The organism is Marinobacter goseongensis, assembly GCF_023156235.1.
In the GTDB taxonomy this organism is placed as follows: Bacteria; Pseudomonadota; Gammaproteobacteria; order Pseudomonadales; family Oleiphilaceae; genus Marinobacter; species Marinobacter goseongensis.
The window spans coordinates 1-17,825 of sequence record NZ_JAKZAI010000020.1 but is presented as its reverse complement, the minus strand read 5'-3'; the positions used below and the strand labels follow the sequence as shown (position 1 = coordinate 17,825).

The window sequence follows — 17,825 nt, the reverse complement described above, 5'->3', positions numbered from 1 at the left end:
CGAGTTACTGACATCACCGGAGAGGACGGTATGAAATTAATCTGTATTTCAGATACCCATAGCCTACACCGTCGAATTCCGGATATTCCCGATGGCGACGTGCTGATCCATGCCGGTGACAGTCTGGGCCAGGGCACGCTGGAAAATATTGAAGACCTCAACGAGTGGCTCGGAACGCTGCCGCACCGGCATAAGATTGTGATTGCCGGCAACCACGACTGGGCATTCCAGGAAAGCCCAGAATTGGCACGGCAGGCACTGACGAATGCCATTTACCTGGAAGACAGTGGTGTCGAGATCGAGGGCGTTCGGTTTTGGGGTTCACCCTGGACGCCCACCTTTATGGATTGGGCGTTTATGCTGGAGCGCGGTGAGCCGCTACACCAGAAATGGCAGCTCATTCCGGACAATACCGATGTGCTGATCACCCACGGACCACCGAAAGGCATTGGTGATGAGGCAAACCTCGGATTCAAATGCCAGAATGTTGGCTGCATTGACTTGCTTGACCGAATCCAGCAACTCTCACTCAAAGCGCACATTTTTGGCCATATCCACGAAGGCTATGGGGAGTACCAGAAGGGGCAAACGACGTTGATCAATGCCAGCACCTGCACCGCTCGGTATGAGCCACGGAACGCGCCGATTGTGATAGAAGTTTGAAGCGGTCAAATTTGACCGGGGAGTCGAAATGACCGCAGAAGAGCTGATAACGCAACTACAAAAGTCCCCGCCGGAGACGCCAGTGCTGGTCGAGGGCTACGAAACCGGATTTGATGAAATTGTCGAGCTCACCCCCGAAGAAGTTGTTCGCTACCGGCATGCTCAGGAGTGGGATGGCGAATACCAGGCGCTAGACAGATTCTCCAATCCAGAATCCGGAGTGCTGCAAGCCGCGGTGATCCGGGGACGTAGAGGCCATCGAAGGTAAGGCCATGAAGGATAAGAAATCGTACAGCTTGAGTGACCTGGTGGCACAGTGTGACCCAGACGCGCCCATGCCAGAGACGCTCCGAGAGTGGGATCAGGCTGCGCCGGTTGGCTTGGAACAGGTCGTTATGGGTGACCAAGTGGATATTCGGGAGGCGGTGCTGGTTTTTGGCGAAAAACTGGCTGGCCGGTTCGATGCAGTTCAGCTGATCCTGTTTGGTAGCCGGGCCCGTGGTGATTATCACGACGAAAGCGATGCCGATGTAGCCGTTGTTTTGGCCGGACAGCCTGGGGATTTTGTGGACACCAAGCTGGAGATGGCGGGCCTGGCGTTTGAAGTGCTTTTGGATACCGGCGTGTTGATTCAGGCCTTGCCGGTCTGGGAGCGTGAATGGGCCAACCCGCAGGGCTACTCCAACCCAGAACTACTCGAAAACATTGTCAGGGACGGCATTGTGCTTTGGCGTGCCGGATAACTGCGCCGCAAACCTCGCATACTGATACTGTCGTAAAAATTAACCACCTCGCTGTACTTGCGCCACTCTTTCCAGCACACGATGAGCCGGCATCAACGGCACCTGACCGGTTCTCGCCAGAACATCAATCCAGATCTGGTTCCCGCGCTGAATGATCTCAGCAGTCCCGATGTGGCCTGACACCACGGCCGTGATACCCGAAATGGTTTGATTTTTTCCTTGGGCCCGGTTCCAGGGCCAGGTGCATTCAATGGCAAAACGCTCGGAGAAGGGTGTGTCCTGAACGGTTCGCCAATCATCGAAGGGGCTTTGAGCATGTACCAGCCCGAGCTGTCCGCTCTCGCACTCCAGCGTCATGGTGAGCGGCAACTGGTAGCGACACTGGGTTGCCAAATTTTTGTAAGAGGTTTCATCCAGAGTCGCAGCCCAGCCACCGCCCATCCCCCGGTGCTTGTATCGGTTGCGGTTATCCTCAGCGCCGGCGATAAACATCAGCTCATGGTTACCTATCACGCTGTATACCCAGTCGGTGTCCAGAACCCACTCCAGGAGAGCCCGGGATTCTGGGCCACGATCAATGGTGTCTCCCAGTAGAAACAGACGATCAGCCGCTTTGTTGAAGCCAGCATCCAATAACGCGGCTTGCAGAGCGTCGAACTGCCCGTGCAGGTCACCACAAACCCAATCCACCCCGACTGGATTGGCCGCAAAAAAGCGGTGTGGAGTCAGTCGGATGCTCATCGAATCGTCACTCCCGCGCCTAGTCGTTCACTCACCGTCTACCTCCGGCAGAACCACCACGACCCGCCCATCGACATTCAAAGCCTGACCCTCACCGAGTGAAATAAGCCAGGGCCAGCCCCACCGAGTATGGCCGAACACGGTGAGCCCTTGAAAGCCGGTTTCAAGTGACAATGCGACACCGGGATCACCCCGACGATCCGCCCGTTCCGGGTCGGTTGGGCCTTGATGGAGTAGCAGGATATCCGGGGCTTGATCGGTCACCGACTCCAGTGCGGCCAGAAAATCGTCCTCGGTTCGCCGTTGATTGCGATTCGGATTGCCCACGATACCGCTGACGCCACCGACGTTCAGGTTGCCCAAAACCCTAACCACCCCGCCATCCAGAAGGGTGGTGTTATCTGGAAGCGCTTCGGGATGATCCATCTGGTCGTGGTTCCCCAGGACGCCGACAACTTCGGGCGTGACCTCAGAAAACGCCTGGAACACCTCATCTACCGTTCCAGTACCGCCCCTTTTGTGGCAGTCGGGATAGTCGTACAGGTCGCCGCAAAGAAACACCGCGTCGGGAGCCGGAATGACACCTTCCCGAGACAATGCCGAAAGTGCCTCAGCCACAGGTACGCCGAGCAGCCGATTCTGACTGCCGGCTTCTCGCCCCTGGAGATCAGAGGTCAGCACAAGACTCTTCACATGACTCGGAAGGCCGGTGGCATAGGCTCGATAAAACGGCAGGCGATTATGCAGAGGCACACCGGCAGAGCCGCTGGTGCGGTGCGGCAAGGTGAAAAAGGGGTTCAGGTCGATCCGGGTGATCCTTAGCATGGAAAGCCTCTCGAACTGGCTCCGTATTTCCTACCACTCAAACAAAAAAGTGACCAAACTGACCGCCCAAAATCTTGGTCGACGGGGGCTGGTTACCCCGCCCGCTTTGCATCAAAGTAGCGTCGAGTTTCCATGAGGTGCTTCATGGAGCCTTGCGCCATAAAGTCTAGGGCTGACGCTCCAAGGAAGGGAGGCTCACTGGTTTCCAGTCGAACCCGACGATTGGCGCGTTCGGCCGTTGGATACATGATCCTCAGGGATTCGTAGATGCCCAGGATGTAGCTGATGCGCTCCAGGGTATCCTGCGAGAGCGTTACGTGTGGCAACGTCTCATACTTGGCCAGCGTGCTCCGGGACACACCGCCGAGCAACTGCATCATCTCTATCTGGGTGCAGTCCCATTCGCGACAGATACCAAAAAAGCCTTTGAGAGCCACATGCCCTCTAGTTTTTTCGTCATCGAGGGCCATTATGTTCGTCCATCCTTGGGCTGCTCTCGATCTTCCACAAAGTCGTCACTGACGCCTTCAGAGTCGAACCACTCGTCCCAAACCGGATCGGTTGGTCGCTCGTAGCCTTTGACTGTCCCCTTTAGGCGTTCCAGAGGTGTAAGCTCCTGAGGGAGCGGCTCGGCCAGCTCGTCAGCATGGGCGGTGTGGGCATCTAGGCCGTCCAGGAGTTCTTTTTCGGTTGGGCGTTTGGTCTTCATGGCACACTCTCCGCAATCACAAGCAGGCCAACTCCGGGGCAGTGGGCTGCAGATAGTATGACTTTACCACCCGAACGAAGCGAGCTACATAGCCGCACTCGCCCAGTGGGGGCAGCCATTCGTCGGGGCCTTTGGCTCCCTTGCTCAGGCTCGCCTTGACCGGCAAAAGATTAACCGGATCATTGGCTATGGACCGGCGCTTCTGGCCAAGCCATTCTCTGGCTCCGCGATCCCAAACCCAGGCCAGCGGCACAACATGTTTTGTGCCCTCAAGGAACAAGCTTTTGGTACACGGTATGGTCGCAAAGCGAACGTTCAGATTTTTGGAATCTGCACGCAACATATGAGGCCGTCCAGCAATAGATCCGGGCCGAACGATACCACTGAAACGACCGGCTGAAATGTTTCTGGCCGGTCGGCTTCAGTTTACGGGAGCAACCACCCGACAGATACGAAGAGCAAGATCCTCACAGGTAATCCCGGGTGGACTGGACACTCGCATAGGCAAACCCAAGAGCCGCCATAGCCGTGGCATGAACCTGTGCCGCCGGCACCTTCACGCCGTTGAACTCCAGGTCCATCGTGGCGCAAGCATCTTCCAGCACAGTGACCTTGTAGCCAAAATCTGAAGCGGCTCGGCTGGTGGCTTCGATGCACATGTGACTCATGGCACCGATCACAACCACTTCCTCAATGTCGCTGGCATCCAGCAGCTCTTTCAGGTTGGTTTTCAGGAATGAGTTGGGATAATTCTTCAGAATCACCGGCTCATCACCTTTTGGTGCCACGGATTCGTGGATGTTGATGCCGTTTGTACCCGGGGTGAATACAGACGCATCCGGGTCCGGAAACTCATGGTGAACATGCACCAGCAGGTCTTTGTTCTGACGCGCTGTATCTATCACCTGGGCAGCCTTGGCGGCTGCCTGTTCAATGTTCACCAGAGGCAGTTTGCCGGAGGCAAAGTACTCATTCTGGATATCGACAAGAATAACGGCTCGCTTGCTCATTTGACTGTTCCTCATTGGATCATTTGTTTCAGGGGTGTTCTGGTCAGAAAGAAAGAATCTCACCATCCGCCGGGATCAATACCCGCTCATCAATCCCCTCGTTCTCCACGAACTCTGCCAGCTCTTCACGGCTCAGGGTCATATGGTTCACCGCATCCATGTGCACGGCGACAATGTCCGCATCTGGTAAAGCTCGGTGCACTCGCAGGGTATCTTCTTTGCCCATGATGATCGAGTCGCCCTCAAAGCCTGTCAGTTCCGCCGCCCCGGCATTCAACACAACAACGTCCGGCTGAAAGCGCTCCAATGACTGAACCACTTCATCACGCCACACGGTATCGCCTACCACGTAAGTGGTTTCCTGCCCCTCGGCTTCAAAAACCACACCCATGATTTCACCGAGCGCCTTGGCCAGCTCGGGAATGGCATAAAGGGTATTGGAGCCGTGTTGGCCGCCGGTTTTATGGAGTATCACGCCGCCGAATTCAGCCTCGCCATCCAGAATACGCACATCCTTGAAGCCTTGTGAGCGGATCAGCTCGGCATCCGCCCCGTTCTGCACAAACAGGGGAATGTTCTTCGGCAACAGCTTCTGGGCGGCATCGTCCCAGTGGTCCAGGTGGGTATGGGTAACGATCACCGCATCGGTACCCTCAATCACATCCTCAGCGGCCATGGGCAAGCCCACCAAAGGATTACGCAGCTCACTGCGGTAAGTGTCCGGAAAGCCCGGGTAAGCTCCTTGTTCGGCCAGCATAGGATCAATCAGAAAGGTGGTCTCTCCGTATGTAACCTTGATGGTGGCATTGCGGATTTGCTGTATCTGGTGGCTGGGCTCCCGGGTATACGATTCGGCGAAAGCAGCGCCAGTAAAAACAGTCGAAGCAAGCATCAGGGCGCCAGCGAAAGTTTTGATCAACATGGTATTTATCCTCCAACAGGGTGTTCGTTGATGGAGTAAGTCTACGGAGATGTGATCACCACCAATATTGACCTGAAAGACAATGATCGAAAGAATCGGGCCAAGCAGTTATCATCGGGTTAAATGAACCACAGGAGTGACACCGTGGCGCTACCGAAAGTCGGGCTTATCCTTCACCCACAATTCAGCCCCTTCCATTTCTCTGTTCCTTACATGGTATTCAGTATTGCCTTGCCCGACGGCCCCTTGTTCGAGTTGCTGATTATCACCCCAGACGGCAAGCCCCTCACATCCGAACGGGCCATGACCGTTCAGCCAGATGGCGGGCTGGAATTATTGGATGCGGTTGATATTGCGGTAGTACCCGGCTGGCACGATCTGAGCGAAGCCCCACCGCCGCAATTGGCGGAGGCTCTCACCCGCTGCCATGAACGGGGCGCACATGTGGTAGGCCTTTGCTACGGCACCTATGCGCTGGCCTATGCGGGTTTGCTGGATAACAAGAGAGCCTCGACCCACTGGCTGGCAGAACAGGACTTCCTCAATAGGTTTCCACAGGTGAATCTGGATACCAACGCCCTCTATGTGAAGGATGACCGGCTGGTCACGTCCGCTGGCACAGCGGCGGGGCTGGATTGCTGCCTGTTTCTGGTGCGGGAGTATTACGGTGCCAGGACCGCCAATACCCTTGCCCGCCTGATGGTTGTTCCGCCGCACCGGGAAGGTGGCCAGGCTCAGTTCATTGAGCAGCCGGTCGCGATTTCCACTCAGGATGCGCATATCAACCGACTACTTGACTATCTGCGGGAACATCTGGCCGAAACACACACAATCGATGAACTGGCCGCCCGCACCGCCATGAGCCGGCGCACCTTCACCCGCCATTTCCAGAGAGCCACCGGCATGACGGTAGTGGAGTGGTTGGTGAGTGAACGACTTCGGCGAGGACGGGAACTGCTGGAGACCACATCGCTGTCTGTGGAAGCCATCTCGGAAAGAATCGGCTTCCACACAGCAACGTCATTCCGGCAGCATTTCAAGCAACGTCACCACGTAAGCCCTCGTGACTGGCGCAGGACCTTTGGAGATGTGGCCTGATAATCCAGCCACCAGTTCAGCGGGCAGGTAACAGGAGTAATGCGGGAAAGCCCGAAATACCGGTTCGGCTAGTCGAAGTGGGTGCCACAATCTCTGGAATGGCTGACGGATAATGGCAACTGCTACATTGCCAAAGAAACGCGAGTCTTCGCATCCGCTCTGGGTTTTGTGGTGTATATCACACCCGCGCGAAGCCCTCATAGTAACGGCATGGCGGAGGCTTTTGTGAAGACGTTTAAGCGGGGCGATGTATACCTGTACGACCTTCCTGATCCAGCCACTGTGATGGCCAGATTGCCGAAATGGATCTGAGACTATAATCGCAGCCACCCGCACAAGAGTCTGAAATGCCACCGGGGAATACCGGGCTGAACTGGCAAGATGGTGCTCAGTTTAGTTGGGGCAACTACAGGCATCAGTATTATCGACCTTGTTAAAATCAGAAGGCTGGCTGCCAAGAGAATTGTCGCCAACTGGTCATCCTAATTGTCGCCGAACATCCCCCCGGCAATCGAGGGGGGCTGCGTAGGGCCGTGTGGCCCTACGCAGCGTGACCTGATTGAGTCAAGGCCGGGTTGTCATGCAGGCAGTTTAGCTGCAAGCAGTTCGACCTTCTCGATATTGGGCGGAGAACTGAGCAAGGTCTCGGCGTTGGCCATCAAGGCCTCGGCGATCTGGCCGTTCAGATGTGCTTGGCGACCTGCCTCATCGGCAAAGGCATCGAACACACCGAACGTCGAAGGGCCAAACTTCAATGCGAACCAGGCAGTGGTGCCGGACTCGGCGTTGGCGAGCGGCAGTGCGCTGGCCAGGAAGTCGGCAAGCGCAGCCTCCTGGCCGGGTTTGGCTTCGAGGCGAACAAACAGGGCGAGCTTGGTCATACTGTAATCCTTTGGGTAAATGGGTTAGGTGAATGGATCAACGAGCCTGAAGTCTAAGTCGTCATGACAGCCATCTCTATAGACAATAATGACAACTTTGATATCATTCTTGCCATGAAACTCCACATCCTTGTTTGTAATGGCGTGTTTGATCTGGGGCTTGCGGCGCTCACTGACACAGTGGGCTTGGCCAATGCGATGGCAGGCTCGCTGCCACAAGCTCCCGCGCACATAGAGCTCACGCTGGTGGGCGTGCGGCGTCGCATCCGAACTGCGCAAGGCTTGACGGTCCCCGTGGTCCCTGCGCGTGGTGTGCCGGAACCAGACGTCGTGCTCGTGCCCGCGTTTGGTGACAAGATGCCTGACACGCTCTCGGCTCGGCTCACACGCCCCGACGTGCCCGATGCGGTCGCCGCGCTACAGCAGTGGTCCACCGCTGGCGCGCACCTTGGTGCCGCCTGCTCCGGTAGCTTCTTGCTTGCAGAGAGCGGCCTGCTTGATGGGCATCGTGCGACGACGTCATGGTGGCTGGGGCCGATGTTTCGGCAGCGCTATCCGAACGTCACGCTGGACGAGTCACGCATGATCGTGAACTCGACACGCTTCACCACCGCGGGTGCCGCTTTGGCCCACGTCGACCTGGCCTTGCGCATCATCCGGGAGCGCAGTCCGGCGCTGGCTGTCCTGGTGGCACGCTATCTGCTGGTCGAGACACGCAGTTCGCAAGCCGAGTTCGTGATTCCCGACCACCTTGCGCATGCCGACCCGATGGTGGAGCGCTTCGAGTGCTGGGCCAGAAGTCAGCTCGCGAAGGGGTTCTCGCTGGCCGAGGCGGCCAGCGCCGCGGGCACAAGCGAGCGCACCTTGGCGCGGCGGCTGCAAAGCGTTTTGGGCAAGACACCGTTGTCGTATTTCCAGGACCTGCGCGTGGAGCATGCCGTCCATCTCTTGCGCACCGGAAACGCGAGCGTCGACCAAGTCGCCGCACAGGTCGGGTACTCGGATGGGGTGACCCTGCGGGCCCTGTTGCGCCGCAAGCTGGGTCGGGGTGTCAGGGAGTTGCGACGCGGCGGATGACCAGAGGCGTTTGGTATATGTACGGCTGGAGACCGCCGCGAAACTGACGCAGGCCAAACGGCGCATTTGGACAAACTGACAAAACTACTGCCCCACAGAATTTAACTTAACGATTCGTCCAGGAAATCCAGCAGCATCCGCACTTTTGGGGATAAATGCCGGTTATGTGGATAAATCGCCCAGATTCCATCGTCGGCTTCTTGATAATGTTCCAGCAAGTTCATAAGTTTTCCACAGGCCAATGACGGCTGAACGTAATAATCGGGAAGTTGCACGATCCCGATGCCTTTCAGGGCCGCGTCCAGCAACGCCCAACCGCTGTCGCACTTCATGTTGCCTTTAACGCGAACGTTGTAGGGCTTACCTCGGTCCTGAAAGCGCCAGTAATCCAGATTGCCTTGCAAACAATTGTGCCGGTCCAGTTCCGAAAGCGAATGCGGCACACCATAGGTGGATAAGTATTCCGGCGAGGCGCACACGTATAAGGTTCGTGACGACAACCGCTTGGCCATCATGGATGAATCTTCCAGTTTTCCCAGCCGAATCGCCAAATCGTAACCGCCACCGACCAGATCCAGCTTCTGGTTGGTCAGATTCAGCTGCACCTCCAACTCCGGGTAGCGCAGGATGAAATCGTTCACCAAGGGGGCGATCACCTTCTCGCCATAGGTCACCGGTGCGGTCAGCCGTAATTTTCCCTTGGGGATAAGTTGCAGGTTGGTCATGGCCCGCTCGGCCTCTTCCAGACCATCGAGTACCTGGCGGCAATACTGGTAGTAGGTTTGGCCGGCTTCCGTCACCGAAACCTTGCGGGTGGTGCGATACAGCAGTTTGGTCGAAAGCCGGGATTCCAGTGCGCTGACCTGCCGGCTCACCTGAGCTGTGGAAATGCCCAATCGTTTCGCCGCAGCGGTAAAACTTTCGGCTTCCGCGACCGCCACAAACTCACTGACCCCTTCCCAAATAAACATGTTCAGTTCCTTGCGTTACGACTTGGGTGAGCTTAGATACAAAATGCCGCCAGCAAACAAAATACGATTCATTGTTACTATACAGTAAAGGTGATTTGCTTAACTGGCCGATTATCTATCTTAAGAACAATAATACAATGATCCCATCAACATGGCAGAAGAACCTGCCGAAGCCCGACAAAATCTGGAGCACACAACATGACTCAGACCATCAAATCTAAAGCCGCTATCGCCTGGGGCCCGAAACAACCTCTGTCCATTGAAGAAGTGGATGTGATGCCGCCTCAAGCTGGCGAAGTACGTATCCGGGTGATCGCTAGCGGTGTGTGTCATACCGATGCGTTTACCTTGTCTGGCGAAGATCCCGAAGGCATTTTCCCGACCATTCTCGGCCACGAAGGCGGCGGTATTGTTGAGTCGGTAGGCGAAGGCGTTACAAGCCTGAAAGTGGGTGACCACGTTATTCCGCTGTACACCCCTGAGTGCGGCGAATGTAAATTCTGCACCTCTGGTAAAACCAACCTGTGCGGGAAGATTCGTGAAACCCAGGGCAAGGGCCTGATGCCAGACGGCACCACTCGTTTCTCGTTAAACGGCGAGCCGATCTATCACTACATGGGTTGCTCAACCTTCTCCGAGTACACCGTACTGCCCGAGATTTCTCTGGCAAAAGTGAACAAAGAAGCGCCATTGGAAGAAGTGTGCTTGCTCGGTTGTGGCGTAACCACCGGCATGGGTGCGGTGATGAACACCGCCAAAGTAGAAGAGGGCGCTACCGTGGCCATCTTCGGTATGGGCGGCATCGGCCTGTCGGCGGTGATTGGTGCCACCATGGCTAAAGCCAGCCGCATCATTGCTATCGACATCAACGAGAGCAAATTTGAGCTGGCCCGCCAGTTGGGCGCGACCGACTGCATCAACCCGAAAGATTACGACAAGCCGATTCAGGAAGTGATCGTAGAACTGACCGACGGCGGTGTGGATTATTCCTTCGAGTGCATCGGCAACGTAGATGTAATGCGTTCAGCACTGGAATGCTGCCACAAAGGCTGGGGTGAGTCGGTGGTTATCGGTGTTGCGGGCGCCGGCCAGGAAATTTCCACGCGTCCGTTCCAGCTGGTGACCGGTCGGGTCTGGAAAGGCTCTGCCTTTGGTGGCGTGAAGGGCCGTTCCGAGCTGCCGGGCATCGTTGAGCGGTACATGCAAGGTGAATTCAAGTTGAACGATTTCATCACCCACACCATGGGGCTGGAAGATATCAACAAGGCGTTTGATCTGATGCACGAAGGCAAGAGCATCCGTACCGTTATTCACTACGACAAGTAATGAAATCTGGTCGCCCGCCAGTCAGGCGGGCGACCGTTTTGTTGAGAGGTTGCAATGACTATTGAAAATCTGAGCAGTAATAAAAGTTTTGGTGGTTGGCACAAGCAGTACAGTCATCACTCCGAGACGCTGAACTGTTCGATGCGGTTTGCTATCTACCTGCCGCCGCAGGCCTCCAATGGCAAAAAGGTGCCAGCGCTGTATTGGTTGTCCGGGTTGACCTGCACCGATGAAAACTTCATGCAAAAAGCCGGTGCCCATCGCATGGCTGCCGAACTGGGCGTCGCCATTATTGCCCCGGACACCAGCCCCCGCGGGGACGATGTCGCCGATGATGAAGGCTACGACTTGGGTAAGGGCGCCGGGTTCTATGTAAATGCGACTCAGGAACCCTGGAGCAAGCATTACCGGATGTACGATTACGTGCTCAACGAATTACCGGCACTGATTGAAGATATGTTCCCGGTGAGCGATCAGCGTTCCATCTCTGGCCACTCGATGGGCGGGCATGGTGCGTTGGTGCTGGCACTGCGCAACCCGGAGCGTTTCCAGTCCGTCTCGGCGTTCAGCCCGATCAGTAACCCGGTCAATTGCCCGTGGGGTAAGAAGGCCTTTGGCGCTTACCTCGGTAAAGACACCGCCAGCTGGGCCGAGTACGACGCCAGCTTGCTGATGCAAAAGGCGAGCAAGTTTGTGCCGGCGTTGGTGGACCAAGGCGAAGCGGACAACTTCCTGACCGAGCAGTTGAAGCCGGAAATGCTGGAAGCCGCTGCCAAACAAAGTGGCTATCCGCTGGAACTGAACCGGCATGAAGGGTACGACCACAGCTACTACTTCATCGCCAGTTTTATTGAGGAGCATCTTCGCTTCCATGCGAAGTATCTAATCGGCTGATAAATTTACACCTCATGTCCCGCGAAACCTACTACCGCCATAAACGAGAGCTACTGTCGACTTTTGGGATCGATATTTCGCACAGGGTGTGACCCGAAAACCCCTTTAAAAACAGACCTCTGAATATACATTATGCGCAGTTTAATATCAGTTTAAATAATATTATTACGGATTTTACCTTTACTCTCCTCGCATCCGAGTGGCTTAGTAGGAGCTTTCCCGATGAGCAAGACCGCCCAGGCGCGCGTGCTCACGCCCGAACAGTTCGCCCACCTCTTGGGTGAGACTAAAGAGTATCGTTACCCGGAAAAGAATACGGCGCTGATTTAGATCAGCTTCAAGCTCGGACTTCGAGTTCAGGAGATCGCGCTACTCCAGATCAGCGTGAAACCTGAACCAGTAAAGCCCTAATCCAAATATTCAGAGGGTCCTGCGATGAGCGCTGGTGCCACACGGCGATCACGTCGAATCCGGGGATCTCGGCATTCAGCTCAATCGGCCGCAACGAGTCGTCGGGCAGCAATCGCGACGGGATGAAGCCGACAAGGTCAGTCTCAGAAATCGTTGCTTTGGCCGCTGTGAAAGTTGGTACCGAGAGCATGGCTTGCCGTGGGTGCCCCTGGTCTTCAAACCAGCGATGGACGGCACCGGTAAAGTCTCCCCGCGAAGGCGACACCACTACCTGGGGCATGTCAGCGATCTCGGCAACCGACATAGTGCTGCGAACTGCCTCATTGGCCTTCCCTGCCACACAGACATAGCGCTCCGAATACAGGGTTAACGACGGATAACTCGGTGGCGCAAACTTCGGATTGGTCAACACCAGATCCACGGTGCCATCAAGCAGGTCATTTGCCATCTCATCCAGCTCAAGTTTTTTCACCGCCAGCCTCAGACCCGGCGCTTCCCTTCTCAGGCGCTGCATCAGAAAAGGCAGGATGGTTTTCTGCTCCAGATCGGTGGAGCTGATGGTAATGGTCCGCGTCGTTGTTGCGGGATTGAACTCATCCTGCTCCAGCAACTCGCCAACGGCATTCAGGATGAGATCCAGCTTCGGCCCCAACGTTCGGGCATACGCCGTCGGAGTAACGCCATTGCCGCTGCGGATAAACAGGCGATCATTGAAGGTGGCGCGGAGCTTTTTCAGCTGGTCACTGACCGCCTGCTGGGTCACCCCGAGTTGATCCGCCACACGGGACAGGTTGCCTTCGCGAAGTAGGTACTGAAGCGTTCGTAACTGTTTAAGGTCTACCCGGTTTAAAGCGTTCACTTGTACCTCTTACATCAAATCCTTGTTTCAAATCCTATCGGCTACTCCCTAAGCTGGCAAACCAAGAATCCAGCAACCCTACCCGCGAGGAGGAGCCATGTTCAGCATCAACTACGTCCAGCCCGTTGGCGACCTGGAGTACGACCAGCGATACAAGGGTCCAGGTGCCTCCGAGCTCACTCAATCCGTCGACACCCGACACATTGACGTCACAGACATTCGCAACCAGGCCAACGACTTCAACCTGGACGACCAGGGCTTCGAGGCGGTCCGGGTCGCCTTTGATTTTGACGACTACCAGAATGACGACGCCATTCGCGAACATTTGTATCCGCAGGTTATCGAGTACCTCCGTGACCGACTCAAGGCCAGCGAAGTGCTGATCTTTGATCACACTTATCGGTCAACCAGTCGTCAGGACCAAACCATCCATAACCGGGCGCCAGTGAAGACTGTTCACAACGACTACACCGAGAAGTCTGCGCTCCACCGCATGTTGGAAGAGACCGAGCAACGACCAGAGCTTCGCGACCGCCCTTACCGGTTGGTGAACCTGTGGATGCCTGTTGGCCACCGAGTCGAGGAATCCCCATTGGCTGTTCTGGACATCAACACCGTGGCTGCGGATGACTTTCATCGCATCAAACTGGTGTACCCCGATCGCATCGGTGAGATAGCCGGGATCTCCTACAACCCGGATCATCGCTGGTACTACCTGTCAGACATGGAACCCGGCGAGGCCCTGCTGCTGAAAGTCTTCGATTCACGTTACCCCGAGGGCATATTTGGCACCCCACATACCGCGGCCGACCCCGTGAACACACCGGACAACGCCCGCAACAGAAACAGCCTGGAAGTGCGAGTCATCGCCTTTAGTTGAGGAAGCCATGAGCGAATTTCTTGTGTCATTGAATCCGTTGAATCAGGAGCCGGTCGGACAGGTGCCAATCACCTCCCGGTCCGAGCTGGCAGACATTGTGGGCCGGAGTCGGATCGCGCAGGCGAACTGGGGCCGGTTATCGCTAGAAGAGCGTGCAACCCGCCTGAGGGATGCTTACCATGCGCTGGCGTCTGCCCAGAATCAACTCGCCCGACTGATCAGCCTGGAAATGGGAAAGGATGCACGACGCGCAACCTATGAAGTCGCCGGTACTGTAACGAATGCCCCCTATTTCATTGAGGAGGCCGCCGCTGCCCTGCAAACCGAACAAGGCGAAGGCCGCAGCCGTATCCAGTATCGGCCGCTTGGGGTTGTTGCCGTCATTTCACCCTGGAACTATCCACTGGCCATGGCCAACAACTTGCTGCTCCCTGCCCTGATGGCGGGCAACAGCGTCATTCTGAAACCCTCAGAACACACGCCGCTGGTTGCAGATCTGTTCGTTCGCGCACTACAGCACCATCTGCCCGAGCATCTGATTCAAATTGCCCACGGCCACGGAGACGTCGGTCAGGCGCTGGTGAAATCTGACATCAATATGATCGCCTTTACCGGGTCGATGGCCACCGGTCGCAGCATCATGGCGGACGCTGCCGAAGGCGTTAAACGCCTGGTCATGGAACTCGGTGGTAATGATCCCCTGATTGTCATGAAAGACGCCAATCTGTCGGCTGCTGCGCGATTTGCCGTTGCCAGCTCGTTCGAGAATGCCGGGCAAATGTGCACGTCAACCGAGCGAGTGTATGTCGACCGTACCGTTGCCGAGGAATTCAAACGCCAGGTGGTAGCGGCTGCATCGGCTTACCAGGTCGGCCCATGGGATCAACAGGGCGTCAACATAGGCCCGATCGCCAACACTACCCAGCATCAGCTTGTGCTGGGACATCTCAAGGATGCGGAGACAAAAGGCGCACGCTTTCTGCTCGGCAAGGCCGACTACCCAGCGCCATTTATTCAACCCACGGTTGTCGATGGCATGACCCCCGACATGCTCCTTGAGCGCGAAGAGACCTTTGGACCGGTCGTTGCCATGGCTGAATTTGATGCCATCGAAGACGCCATCGCCCGTGCCAACGACTCCATCTACGGCCTGGGAGCGGTGGTCTTTGGCGGCCGGGGCGCCGCAGCCGTAGCTGACCAGCTGGAGGCCGGCATGGTGTCAGTCAATGGCGGGGCCGGCGGCAGCCCCTGGGTTGGCGCCAAACAGAGTGGCTTTGGCTTTCATGGCTCGGCCGCAGGCCATCGCCAATTCGCTCAAGTACGGGTCATGAACTTTTAAGAGGTGACTATGAAACAGCATCAGGATTCGTTTTTTGTCGTTGCCCGTGAGCCGGGCGCAGAAAACCCGTCGCTACCGACTTGGGCAAATAGCGTGCCGAATCCAGCGGAACTGGACGAGAGCCGTGAGGCCTCGGCGGTGTCACGGCGGGAAATTCCGGAAGTGCCCGGTGCCTATCAGCTGCTCAATGTCTTTAGTCGCGAGGAGTGTGACCGCCTCATCGAACTGACCGAAAACCTGGGTTACCTGAAAGACGCGGCGGTCTCACTACCTCGTGAAGTTCGCCACAACGACAACGTGACCTGGGTTGTGGATGAAGTGACCGATCGCCTGATCTGGCAGCGGGTGCGCGATGCCGTGGCCGACAACCTGGACCTCTTCGGCAACAAGCAGCCTCTGGGCATCAATCGGCGCTTCCGTTTTTATCGTTACCGTGAAGGAGATTTCTTCAAGTTTCACATCGACGGTGCCTGGCCCGGCTCCAGAGTTGCTGACGACCGACTGATTGCGGATGCCTTCCCGGACCGGTTCAGCCAGATGACGTTCCTGATTTTGCTCAGCGACGACTTCGAGGGTGGTGAAACCCGCTTTCTCGTCGATGCAGACGACCCTACCAAACCGGCAAGGCGAAGCGACAACGTACACGATATCGATGTACGAACGCCGGCGGGCGGCGTTCTGTGCTTTCCCCACGGCCATCACCCCCTGCACTGCTTGCACAGTTCAACGGAGATCACTTCGGGCACTAAATACATCATCCGTACCGACCTGCTGTTTGAACGCTAGCCGCGGGCGTGGTGGTCACCAAAGAATGCGAGATGCCAGTCAAACATCGGAATCACGCAGTGGCCAACACATGGATGTCTGCGAAAGTTTAGCGCAGGCTTCCAAATTGTACGTATCCAGAAAAACAATTCGTTATGGCTATGCGTGATCACCCATTGTGGCGGAATATGATCCAGGAACAACGCGAGGCAAATATTTTCAGCTGGATCACCTCTGAAGCGATCGCCATGCGGATTCCGCGAATTCTTCCCGATAATCCCGAGGCGAAGTCTGTACTCGGCCAGCCAGCCAGGCTTTGCAGTAATTTTCCGACGGGCCGACGATCAGAGAGATTACGATCTCGAACGGCTGAACAATGCTGTTACTTTCGTTACCGAAGCCAAGCAACTTTGCTTTGAGTTCCCGAAAGCCTTTCGCATTCCGATCTTTCAGCTCCTCCTGAAACGGCCCTTTGGCGACTGCTGATCGCGCCTGATACAGGAACCTTGCCCATTCGGGATTGGCGACAACCCAGTCGAGATAACTACCGATAACTGAATACACAGCCTCGTGAAGGCTTTTGGTGTTGGCTAACTCCCGGTCCAGATGTTGTCGCTGATCATCCTGAGCTGCAAAAAAGAGTGCGCTTAAAATACCCTCCTTGTTGCCAAAGTGGTGATAGATCGCCCCTACACTCGTTTCGCAGCGGGCTTTGATAGCTTCGATCGTGGTGGCCTCCACCCCAAGCTCAATAAAACAATAGAGCGCCTGTTCCAGGATGTCCCTTTTCAGCGCAGCCCTGCGGCCCGGAAACCGTTTTTCTAAAATATGGAATTGGTTCATCAAATCGATATTAGCCTGTTTGAACTAGCCGTGACCTTCATTCTACCGTTTGACAGCTTCGGCAAAAACAGAATAATCTTCTTTTACAGAATATTGTTCTTTTATTTCACAACTGCCGAATTGTTTTGGCAACAGCGGCTTACTAATTGGGTAAATGATGGAAAAAACCATAATAACCTGTGACGACGGCTATCGGCTCACCGGACATTTTTTCAGACCAGCAACAGACGTTCCTCGCGGTGCCGTTCTCATCGCCCCTGCCACCGGGTTTCGACATCAGGTCTATTTCAGTTTTGCTACCTGGCTGAGCGAGCAAGGCTTCGCCGTGCTGACGTTTTCCAATAGAGGCATTGGGGATTCTCGCAACGGTATTCCTCTAGCAGAGATCTCTAGCGACCTGGTCGACTGGGGTACGCTGGACCTGCCGGCAGCGCTAGAAAAACTCGTCGCTCTTGCACCAGGCCTGCCGGTAAGCCTTGTTGGCCATAGCGCCGGTGCGCAGTTGATCGGTTTAATGCCCAACTTCGCTCAAATAGACAGCTACGTTCTGATTGCAGCATCGTCAGGCCATTTCGATAACCTGAAACTCAAAACAAAGCTGGCCGCCAAACTACTGTTCCACGGTTGGCAACCGCTCTCCGTTGCAGTCAAAGGATACTGGCAGACCAAAATCATCGGTTTCGGTGAGAATCTTCCCGCCGGTGTCGCGAGGCAATGGCGACAGTGGTGCCGTTCGCCAGGGTACGTAGAGAACAGTTTTGGAGAGGAAATAAGGCAGCATCACTATGCGGATATAAAAGCCCCCGTTCTGTCGCTAACCGCAACAGATGACCACATTGCCGTGCCTGCAAACGTGGAAGACTTTCTG

At 55.9% G+C, this 17,825-nt stretch carries 22 protein-coding genes and 1 pseudogene; 12 read left to right on the top strand and 11 right to left on the bottom strand.

Translation table 11 applies throughout. The features are described 5' to 3' along the window. Positions 1–30 precede the first annotated feature (30 nt). From MLC70_RS15440 to MLC70_RS15430, 3 genes are read left to right on the top strand one after another with little or no spacing between them, the layout of a single operon-like run. Positions 31–663 carry a metallophosphatase domain-containing protein gene (locus MLC70_RS15440; protein ID WP_248185267.1) on the top strand — a complete coding sequence of 211 codons (633 nt, stop codon included), beginning with the start codon at positions 31–33 and terminating at the stop codon, positions 661–663. A 28-nt stretch (positions 664–691) separates the two neighbouring features. Next, on the top strand, positions 692–931 hold the full coding sequence (locus MLC70_RS15435) for a hypothetical protein (protein WP_058091254.1): 240 nt from the start codon (positions 692–694) through the stop codon (positions 929–931). Positions 932–935: 4 nt separating this feature from the next. Further along, a complete protein-coding gene (locus MLC70_RS15430) occupies positions 936–1,406 on the top strand; it encodes a nucleotidyltransferase domain-containing protein (RefSeq protein WP_082780611.1) in 471 nt (156 codons plus the stop codon). 39 nt (positions 1,407–1,445) lie between these two features. On the opposite strand, the gene MLC70_RS15425 is transcribed toward MLC70_RS15430, so the two are convergent. From MLC70_RS15425 to MLC70_RS15400, 7 genes are all read right to left on the bottom strand, one after another. Further along, complete coding sequence (locus MLC70_RS15425; protein ID WP_248185266.1) at positions 1,446–2,147, bottom strand: metallophosphoesterase; 702 nt, start codon at positions 2,145–2,147, stop codon at positions 1,446–1,448. 27 nt (positions 2,148–2,174) lie between these two features. Beyond that, positions 2,175–2,972: a metallophosphoesterase family protein gene (locus MLC70_RS15420; RefSeq protein WP_248185265.1), complete on the bottom strand. Its 798-nt coding sequence runs from the start codon at positions 2,970–2,972 to the stop codon at positions 2,175–2,177. Between the two features lie 92 nt (positions 2,973–3,064). Beyond that, complete coding sequence (locus MLC70_RS15415; protein WP_058091251.1) at positions 3,065–3,442, bottom strand: antitoxin Xre-like helix-turn-helix domain-containing protein; 378 nt, start codon at positions 3,440–3,442, stop codon at positions 3,065–3,067. After that, positions 3,442–3,681 carry an AbrB/MazE/SpoVT family DNA-binding domain-containing protein gene (locus MLC70_RS15410; protein WP_022990735.1) on the bottom strand — a complete coding sequence of 80 codons (240 nt, stop codon included), beginning with the start codon at positions 3,679–3,681 and terminating at the stop codon, positions 3,442–3,444. Before MLC70_RS15410 ends, MLC70_RS15415 begins: the two co-directional genes overlap by 1 nt. A 16-nt stretch (positions 3,682–3,697) precedes the next feature. Next, positions 3,698–4,024 carry a GmrSD restriction endonuclease domain-containing protein gene (locus MLC70_RS18680; protein ID WP_345799560.1) on the bottom strand — a complete coding sequence of 109 codons (327 nt, stop codon included), beginning with the start codon at positions 4,022–4,024 and terminating at the stop codon, positions 3,698–3,700. Positions 4,025–4,148: 124 nt separating this feature from the next. Then, positions 4,149–4,691: a cysteine hydrolase family protein gene (locus MLC70_RS15405; protein ID WP_248185264.1), complete on the bottom strand. Its 543-nt coding sequence runs from the start codon at positions 4,689–4,691 to the stop codon at positions 4,149–4,151. 43 nt (positions 4,692–4,734) lie between these two features. Further along, entirely contained in the window at positions 4,735–5,613 is an 879-nt protein-coding gene (locus tag MLC70_RS15400) for an MBL fold metallo-hydrolase (RefSeq protein WP_008175533.1), read from the bottom strand. 144 nt (positions 5,614–5,757) lie between these two features. On the opposite strand from MLC70_RS15400, the gene MLC70_RS15395 reads away from it, so the two are divergent. Further along, positions 5,758–6,711, top strand: a complete 954-nt coding sequence (locus MLC70_RS15395) for a GlxA family transcriptional regulator (RefSeq protein ID WP_039882095.1) — start codon at positions 5,758–5,760, stop codon at positions 6,709–6,711. A gap of 45 nt (positions 6,712–6,756) precedes the next feature. Further along, a pseudogene (locus MLC70_RS15390) lies at positions 6,757–7,020 on the top strand (IS3 family transposase); the annotation flags it as partial. Positions 7,021–7,289: 269 nt separating this feature from the next. On the opposite strand, the gene MLC70_RS15385 reads toward MLC70_RS15390, so the two are convergent. Then, complete coding sequence (locus MLC70_RS15385; protein WP_008175538.1) at positions 7,290–7,592, bottom strand: putative quinol monooxygenase; 303 nt, start codon at positions 7,590–7,592, stop codon at positions 7,290–7,292. A gap of 63 nt (positions 7,593–7,655) precedes the next feature. Here MLC70_RS15385 and MLC70_RS15380 point away from each other — a divergent pair, with 63 nt between their 5' ends. After that, complete coding sequence (locus MLC70_RS15380) at positions 7,656–8,669, top strand: GlxA family transcriptional regulator (RefSeq protein ID WP_008175539.1); 1,014 nt, start codon at positions 7,656–7,658, stop codon at positions 8,667–8,669. A gap of 101 nt (positions 8,670–8,770) precedes the next feature. Here the strand turns inward: MLC70_RS15380 and MLC70_RS15375 are convergent, their stop codons facing one another. After that, positions 8,771–9,640, bottom strand: a complete 870-nt coding sequence (locus tag MLC70_RS15375) for a LysR family transcriptional regulator (RefSeq protein WP_123634556.1) — start codon at positions 9,638–9,640, stop codon at positions 8,771–8,773. 198 nt (positions 9,641–9,838) lie between these two features. On the opposite strand from MLC70_RS15375, the gene MLC70_RS15370 reads away from it, so the two are divergent. Both MLC70_RS15370 and fghA read left to right on the top strand, forming a co-directional pair. Beyond that, on the top strand, positions 9,839–10,966 hold the full coding sequence (locus MLC70_RS15370) for an S-(hydroxymethyl)glutathione dehydrogenase/class III alcohol dehydrogenase (protein ID WP_008175541.1): 1,128 nt from the start codon (positions 9,839–9,841) through the stop codon (positions 10,964–10,966). 54 nt (positions 10,967–11,020) lie between these two features. After that, complete coding sequence (gene fghA / locus MLC70_RS15365) at positions 11,021–11,860, top strand: S-formylglutathione hydrolase (RefSeq protein WP_282448493.1); 840 nt, start codon at positions 11,021–11,023, stop codon at positions 11,858–11,860. 379 nt (positions 11,861–12,239) lie between these two features. Here the strand turns inward: fghA and MLC70_RS15360 are convergent, their stop codons facing one another. After that, entirely contained in the window at positions 12,240–13,130 is an 891-nt protein-coding gene (locus MLC70_RS15360) for a LysR family transcriptional regulator (RefSeq protein ID WP_248185263.1), read from the bottom strand. 97 nt (positions 13,131–13,227) lie between these two features. Here MLC70_RS15360 and MLC70_RS15355 point away from each other — a divergent pair, with 97 nt between their 5' ends. Genes MLC70_RS15355 through MLC70_RS15345 form a run of 3 tightly spaced genes read left to right on the top strand, consistent with a single transcriptional unit; the run spans position 13,228 to position 16,135 of the window. Next, on the top strand, positions 13,228–14,010 hold the full coding sequence (locus MLC70_RS15355) for a CmcJ/NvfI family oxidoreductase (RefSeq protein WP_054490020.1): 783 nt from the start codon (positions 13,228–13,230) through the stop codon (positions 14,008–14,010). Between the two features lie 7 nt (positions 14,011–14,017). Then, the gene (locus tag MLC70_RS15350) at positions 14,018–15,349 is read left to right on the top strand and encodes an aldehyde dehydrogenase family protein (protein WP_248185262.1); all 1,332 of its coding nucleotides are present in this window, start codon (positions 14,018–14,020) and stop codon (positions 15,347–15,349) included. 9 nt (positions 15,350–15,358) lie between these two features. Next, positions 15,359–16,135 carry a prolyl hydroxylase family protein gene (locus tag MLC70_RS15345; protein WP_248185261.1) on the top strand — a complete coding sequence of 259 codons (777 nt, stop codon included), beginning with the start codon at positions 15,359–15,361 and terminating at the stop codon, positions 16,133–16,135. A 207-nt stretch (positions 16,136–16,342) separates the two neighbouring features. Here MLC70_RS15345 and MLC70_RS15340 read toward each other — a convergent pair whose 3' ends face one another. Continuing rightward, positions 16,343–16,957, bottom strand: a complete 615-nt coding sequence (locus tag MLC70_RS15340) for a TetR/AcrR family transcriptional regulator (RefSeq protein ID WP_248185260.1) — start codon at positions 16,955–16,957, stop codon at positions 16,343–16,345. Between the two features lie 154 nt (positions 16,958–17,111). Between MLC70_RS15340 and MLC70_RS15335 the strand changes: the two genes are divergently transcribed. Continuing rightward, positions 17,112–17,825 (top strand): alpha/beta hydrolase family protein (locus tag MLC70_RS15335; protein ID WP_248185259.1); only part of this gene is annotated, 714 nt, incomplete at its 3' end.